This window comes from Tumidithrix elongata BACA0141 (assembly GCF_036349135.1).
Lineage (GTDB): Bacteria > Cyanobacteriota > Cyanobacteriia > Pseudanabaenales > Pseudanabaenaceae > Tumidithrix > Tumidithrix elongata.
Window position 1 is genome coordinate 1 of record NZ_JAZBJZ010000181.1, and the last position, 6,741, is coordinate 6,741.

Genomic DNA, 6,741 nt, shown 5'->3' on the forward strand with positions numbered 1-6,741 from the left:
GAGTCCCTTTACGCAAAGATCTCTAGGCGTTGCATTTCATCCTTGAATTGGCGTTCTCTTAACTACTTTTGCGATTGCGATCTAAGTTACATGAATTTGCACATCATGTAATTCAAGTTACAAAAGACCGATTATTGATGTAATTCAAATCACAAAAAAGGTTTAATTGCTATATTAAAGCCTAGTTTAAATGCGCTTAAAATAAAGCTGGTATTTTTATAAAATGAATCAGATTGAAATAATTGTTTCAAATTGTAAAGCCGATGGAGGAGATTGTAATTCAGATCACAAAAAATCTATATACCGATGTAATTCATATTACAAAAAACATGTATATAGAGTTACAAAATAAAAAACAATTGATAGCAACCCAAGAAATTTCCTTGAATAAATCAGAGCCAACGAGACTAAGGTAGAGAATGGTAAATGATATTTGCTGAGGAAAAATAATACGACGACCCCCTAAAAATCCTTGCCAAGTGATAACCCTAGATTTTCTTGATAAGAAGATTTGATTTTTTAAGTAATAATAATTAAGTGGGTTTATTGGTTTTAAGTATTAGAAGAAATTAATAATGTCTAGGCAAAATACTCTCTAAATATTTTTTAACAAAAAATGTATTTGAGTCATTGTATAAACATAAAGAGTTAGAAAAAGAACAAAGCGGAACTTTATTATTCTTGTTTTAGAGATAAAAAATACCCAGTCTGGTAGCGGAAGTTTTACGATTTGACCTGCCAGATAATTAGATAGAATCGCCATAAAATCTACTCAAATCATGGGAGATAAATTTTCTCTCTATAGGTTTGTGCTGAGAAAAAGTCTTGATTTAACTTCTGTGGCTTAAATCAAACACTTTGAAACATGGCTATCTGTTCAGAAAAGGTGAAACGAGAGTTCTATATTTTCTGCCTTGAGCCTTTTTCTAAATCTAATTAAATTCAACATCTATAAATCAAAATCTAGGAGATTAAAACAATGGTGCAGGATGCCTTTTCCAAGGTTGTTGCCCAAGCTGACACTCGCGGAGAATACCTCAGCGATTCTCAGTTAGATGCCTTACTCAATTTAGTCAGAGACGGTAACAAGCGGATTGATGTTGTCAACCGAATTTCTAGCAATGCTTCAACCATCGTTGCAAATGCTACTCGTTCATTGTTTGCCGAGCAACCTCAACTGATTGCACCTGGTGGGAATGCATATACCAATCGTCGTGCTGCTGCCTGCATTCGCGATTTGGAAATCATCCTCCGCTATGTCACCTACGCAATTTTTGCTGGGGATTCCAGCGTTTTGGACGATCGCGCCTTGAACGGATTGAGAGAAACCTATCTTGCTTTAGGTACTCCCGGAGCCTCTGTGGCAGTTGGCATTCAAAAGCTGAAAGAAGCTTCCCTTGCCATTGCTGGAGATCCAAATGGCGTTACTCGTGGTGATTGCAGTTCTCTGCTTGCCGAAGTTGCTGCTTACTTCGATCGCGCCGCATCAGCAGTTGGCTAAGTCAACGCTACGTTCTATTTAATAATTCAACCAATCTTTGTAAAAGTAATTTAGGAGACTGTAAATCAATGACTAAGACTCCGTTAACGGAAGCTATTGTCGCTGCTGATTCTCAAGGCCGTTTTCTAGGCAGTACCGAATACCAAGCTGCTTTTGGTCGTTTTCGCCAAGCCGCTGCAAGCTTGGAAGCTACAAAAGCGCTCTCCAAAAAGGCATCTAGCCTAGCTGAAGCTGCTGCTGCTGCTGTGTATCAAAAATTCCCTTACACAACTCAGTTGGATGGTCCTAACTATGCCTCCACTCAAACTGGTAAGGCAAAGTGCGTACGTGATATCGGCTACTATCTGCGGATTGTTACTTACGCATTGGTTGCTGGTGGCACAGGTCCCATTGATGATTACTTGGTGAGTGGCTTGGCTGAAATCAATCGTACCTTTGAGCTATCTCCTAGCTGGTACATTGAAGCACTCAAGTATATCAAGGCAAACCATGGTTTGACTGGCGATCCTGCTGTTGAAGCAAATTCTTACATTGACTATGTAATCAATTCCCTGAGCTAACTCGATCTCAGCGAATATATGACAGCTATTGGCTTTATACCTTTAGATAAACCAGTAGCTGTCTGAAATTTAGAGTATTGGTCAACAAAAAAGCTTCTGTTCTGGAATTGCGGGAATCTCGTAGATGCAAACCTAAGAATGTTGTTTTCTGTGAATAAGACCAATACTAAAATTTGCAACTGTAAAACTTTGCAAAAGCGTCTAGCATTTGCGTGGTGAGTGCTTGGGATTCGCTATGCAAATGCTTTCCTATGCCGTTAAATCAACAAGTTTTAAAAAATTTCTTTTCTTATTGGAGATTCAGAATTATGGCAGCATTGGGAGAAGCAAGTCGGTTAGGAGTTAGTCCATTTACTGAGAACGAAAGAGTTGAGTTGCGTCCTGTAAAAACTGAAGAGCAAGTCAATGCAGTGATTTGGGCTGCTTATCGCCAGATTTTAGGTAACGAGCACCTGTTTGAGCACGATCGCCTGTCTAGTGCAGAATCTCTTTTGCACCGAGGGCTCATTTCCGTTCAGGATTTTGTGCGTGCGATCGCTCAGTCAGAGTTGTATCGACAAAAGTTTTTCTATACCAATTCACAAACGCGCTTCATCGAGCTGAACTATAAGCATTTGCTAGGTCGCGCTCCCTACGATCAATCAGAGATTGCTTACCATGTCGATCTCTATATTTCTCATGGGTATGAAGCTGAAATTGATTCCTATATTAATTCTTTAGAATATCAAAAAAGTTTTGGAGAATCCATTGTGCCCTACTACCGTGGTTTCCAAACTACGGTCGGGCAAAAAGTATCGGGATTTGCTAATTTCTTTCAACTATACCGAGGTTATGCCAATAGCGATCGCGCTCAAAACAAGACGCAAGCAAAATTAACTTGGGACTTAGCCAAGGATTTGGTATCGCCTATTTATCCAGCCTCTACGGGTTCCCTAACAGGTGCTTCAACAGGACAACGTGGTGGAAACACTTTTCGGATTCGCTTGACGCAAGCCGCTTCCCCAAACTCCCCAGTAGTTCGGCAGGGGATTACGGAAATCGTTGTTCCATTCGATCAGTTGTCAAGTCGTCTACAAAAACTAAATCGCCAAGGAAGCAGAGTGATTGAAATTTTACCTTCGTAAAATTTACTCGATTAGTCCGCTCAATTTAGATTGATTTAATTTTGTCTGACCTCCCCAAAATCCAGTAGATTCGCGCCACAATTCTTATTCATCAAGGAGATTTTTTGATGGCTATTACAACAGCCGCATCTCGGCTTGGAGTTTCAGCATTTAATGCGGCTCCCATTGAATTACGTTCCAATGCCAGCCAAGCAGATATTGCCCAGGTGATTTCTGCAATTTATCGTCAAGTTCTTGGTAATGACTATTTACTCCAAGCCGATCGCTTGATTGGGTTGGAATCGCTTTTAGCAAATCGCAGCATTACAGTTCAAGAATTTGTCAGAGGGTTGGCAAAGTCTGACCTTTACAAGTCAAAGTTCTTTTCTAATAGCTTTCATACCCGCTTTACGGAATTGAACTACAAGCACTTTTTAGGCCGCGCTCCCTACGATGAGTCCGAGGTTTCCTATCATCTGGATTTGTACCAAAATAAAGGATACGACGCTGATATTGATTCCTACATTGATTCAACTGAGTATCAAGACAGTTTTGGCGATAATATTGTGCCCTATTATCGCGGGTTCTCAACCCAGCTAGGGCAAAAAGTAGTTGGTTTCCCTCGGATTTTTCAACTCTATCGGGGATTTGCAACCAGCGATCGTTCCCAAATTGCAGGAGATTCTTCACGACTAATTGAAGAGTTGGCAAGAAACAGCGCATCTACGGTGATTGCTCCTTCGGGCAGTAATGATGGATTTGCCTACCTTGCTTCTCTGAAGGGAGAAACTTCAAAAAGTTCGTTTGGTGGGTCACAAGCTTTTGGTAGCGGGCGTCTTTTTCGCATTGAAGTCGCGGGTATTTCTAAACCTGGCTACCCCAATGTTCGCCGCGTCAATAAAGCAGCCATTGTTCCCTACGAAGGCTTATCTGATTACATTCAACAAGTTCAACGTCGAAATGGCAAAATTGCCAGTATTACACCACTCTAAGGGTATTTTTAAGAGTTAGTTTTTCTGTGCTGCTGGCATGAGAACTAACTCTTATGTTTTATTTTTTGATTTTTTTAGGATACTAAAATGGTTTATCAAATTGCTAATCGAAATAATGTAGGTCCGGCAAGCCGAAACTTTCAACTGGAGGTGTCAGGACTACATCAAAATGAAGTGACAACACAAAACAGCTACGCCATTCGCTCTAGTTCTAACGTCTTTATTACTGTTCCTTTTAGCCGTTTTAGTGAAGAGCTACAGCGGTTAAATCGCTTGGGTGCCAAAATTGTCAGCATTCAAGCGTTAGACTGAACGTCAGTCTTCACTTTCCTTGCAAACTAAAATATTTGACTCATAAAACGTCGGGAAATTCACAAATCCTCCCGACGTTTTTTCATTGGTTTTCCTTAAATCCACAAGCTGTTAAGTGCTCTGGTAAGGACGGGGCAGTAAGCGCAGCCTATGGGCAGCATCCAATTCACTATTATTCTTTCGACCATAGCCCCAGCCTAGAGTGCGGCGATATTCACCCATGATACCGCGTTCGATTAACGCTTCCTCATTTACGGCAACCTTGGTATGAGACTCAGGGGCAACATAGAGGGCATCCGCAGGGCAATAGGCTTCGCACATAAAGCAGGTTTGACAGTCCTCTTGACGAGCGATCGCAGGTGGCTGGTTGGGAACTGCATCAAACACATTGGTGGGACAGACTTGGACGCAGACATTGCAACTGATGCAGAGTTTATGGCTGATAAGTTCGATCATGATACGGCTCCTGATGCGATTTTCGTCGATAAAGGTGGCGTGGATGGAGTTGGAGGCGTGGCGATCGCTTCTGAAATCCAGTCACGTCTGACCCAGAGGCGATCTAAACCACCTGTCGCCAGATAATAACGCTGGTTTGGATCGGTTTCGGGATAGTCCACGCGAATATGTCCGCTGCGGGTTTCTTTACGATGTAAAGCACTAAAATATGCCCATCGCGCTACAGCCGTGAGCGCAGCCGCACGACGCGAATATTCCACATCGCGCACGGTTTCCTGTTTTGGCTTGGTTTGCAACTGCTCCCATAGAGTTTCTAATTTAGCGAGGGAATCTAACAGCCCCTGTTCAGAGCGAAAGAAATTCTTTTCTAGCGGAAACATCTCTGCTTGAACGCCGCGCACGATCGCTTCGCTATCAAAAGATTCTGAAGATGTTGCCTGCGATCGGAGTCCTACTTGACCCGCAGGATGAGCAGTCCGTTCGTTGGCATGAGCGCCGAGTCTTCGAGCAAAGGTGGCTGCACCTTCTCCTGCCCATTGCCCGGTTGAGATTGCCCATGCTGCATTGGGCCCCCCACCTCCAGAGCTTAAGCCTGCAAGGAATTCTCGCGATGCCGCATCTCCTGCGGCATAGAGACCAGGGACTTTGGTCGCGCAATGCTCATCCACCAACTTGATGCCACCCGTACCGCGAACTGTGCCCTCTAATAGCATCGTTACAGGTACTCGTTCTGTATAGGGGTCGATGTCAGCTTTTTTGTAAGGCAGATATGCGATGAAATGGGACTTCTCAATCACTGCCTTAACTTCGGGTGTGGCTCTATCTAAACGGGCATAGACGGGGCCTTTCAAGAGGGCAGTGGGTAGAAACAATGGGTCGCGACGACCGTTAATATATCCGCCTAGATCGTTCCCTGCTTCATCCGTAAAGCTCGCCCAACCAAAGGGAACACCCCGCGTTACCGTGGCATTAAAAGCCGTCGAAATCGCATAATGACTCGAAGCTTCCATGCTAGAGAGTTCGCCTCCTGCTTCTACTGCCATCAATAATCCATCACCTGTGTTGGTATTACAGCCCAGCGCCTTGCTCAAAAAGGCACAGCCTCCATTTGCCAAGACCACAGCGCCAGCTCGAACGCTATAGGTGCGATCGTGTTGGCGCTGTAAGCCTCTTGCCCCTGCCACGGAGCCATCTTCAGCCAATAAAAGCTCTAGAACAGGACTTTGGTCGAGAATCTGTACGCCCGATCGCAACAGGTTTTTACGAAGTACGCGCATATATTCAGGGCCATAATAGCTTTCGCGCACCGATTCTCCATTCTCTTTAGGGAAGCGATAGCCCCAAGCTTCTACAAGGGGCATACTCAGCCAAGTTTTTTCAAGCACGCGCTCGATCCAACGTAAGCTAGCTAAGGTCTGTCCAGCACGATAGCGTTCCCATAAAGCTTTGTTCCAATTCTCTGGGGCAGGAGCCATCACACCATTGCCACTGGCGGCGGCGGCTCCACTTGTGCCCAGAAACCCCTTATCAGCAATAATCACCTTGGCGCCCTGAGAGGCAGCCGCCCATGCCGCCCATGCCGCCGCAGGTCCACCACCCACCACCAATACATCCGCAGCTAATTGCAGTTCGTTTTCACTATGCATGATTTTTCCCTTTTTCCTATCTTTTTTCCACTAGATCTCTAGCGATCCTTAATTGTTTGTGAATGTAGGAGGGGCTTCTAGCCCGTGCAGACAAGATGCCTGCGCTACAAATTATTTCAAGGGCATCTCTAAAAATACAAACAAGAGTAGGAAGGGATTTGAGGAAAATGA

General features: G+C 43.9%; 7 protein-coding genes. 5 read left to right on the forward strand and 2 right to left on the reverse strand.

What is annotated here, in order from left to right; translation table 11 throughout:
* The first annotated feature begins 979 nt into the window (after positions 1-979).
* From V2H45_RS24380 to V2H45_RS24400, 5 genes are all read left to right on the forward strand, one after another.
* Positions 980-1,501 carry a phycocyanin subunit beta gene (locus V2H45_RS24380; RefSeq protein ID WP_408648908.1) on the forward strand — a complete coding sequence of 174 codons (522 nt, stop codon included), beginning with the start codon at positions 980-982 and terminating at the stop codon, positions 1,499-1,501.
* Between the two features lie 68 nt (positions 1,502-1,569).
* Positions 1,570-2,061 carry a phycocyanin subunit alpha gene (gene cpcA, locus V2H45_RS24385; RefSeq protein WP_330486295.1) on the forward strand — a complete coding sequence of 164 codons (492 nt, stop codon included), beginning with the start codon at positions 1,570-1,572 and terminating at the stop codon, positions 2,059-2,061.
* Positions 2,062-2,369: 308 nt separating this feature from the next.
* Positions 2,370-3,185, forward strand: a complete 816-nt coding sequence (locus tag V2H45_RS24390) for a phycobilisome rod-core linker polypeptide (RefSeq protein ID WP_330486296.1) — start codon at positions 2,370-2,372, stop codon at positions 3,183-3,185.
* Between the two features lie 107 nt (positions 3,186-3,292).
* Complete coding sequence (locus V2H45_RS24395; protein WP_330486297.1) at positions 3,293-4,156, forward strand: phycobilisome linker polypeptide; 864 nt, start codon at positions 3,293-3,295, stop codon at positions 4,154-4,156.
* A gap of 87 nt (positions 4,157-4,243) precedes the next feature.
* A complete protein-coding gene (locus tag V2H45_RS24400) occupies positions 4,244-4,468 on the forward strand; it encodes a phycobilisome linker polypeptide (protein WP_330486298.1) in 225 nt (74 codons plus the stop codon).
* Positions 4,469-4,579: 111 nt separating this feature from the next.
* Here V2H45_RS24400 and V2H45_RS24405 read toward each other — a convergent pair whose 3' ends face one another.
* Both V2H45_RS24405 and V2H45_RS24410 read right to left on the reverse strand, forming a co-directional pair.
* Entirely contained in the window at positions 4,580-4,924 is a 345-nt protein-coding gene (locus V2H45_RS24405; protein WP_330486299.1) for a 4Fe-4S binding protein, read from the reverse strand.
* The gene (locus V2H45_RS24410) at positions 4,921-6,570 is read right to left on the reverse strand and encodes an FAD-binding protein (RefSeq protein ID WP_330486300.1); all 1,650 of its coding nucleotides are present in this window, start codon (positions 6,568-6,570) and stop codon (positions 4,921-4,923) included. Before V2H45_RS24410 ends, V2H45_RS24405 begins: the two co-directional genes overlap by 4 nt.
* Positions 6,571-6,741: the final 171 nt, after the last annotated feature.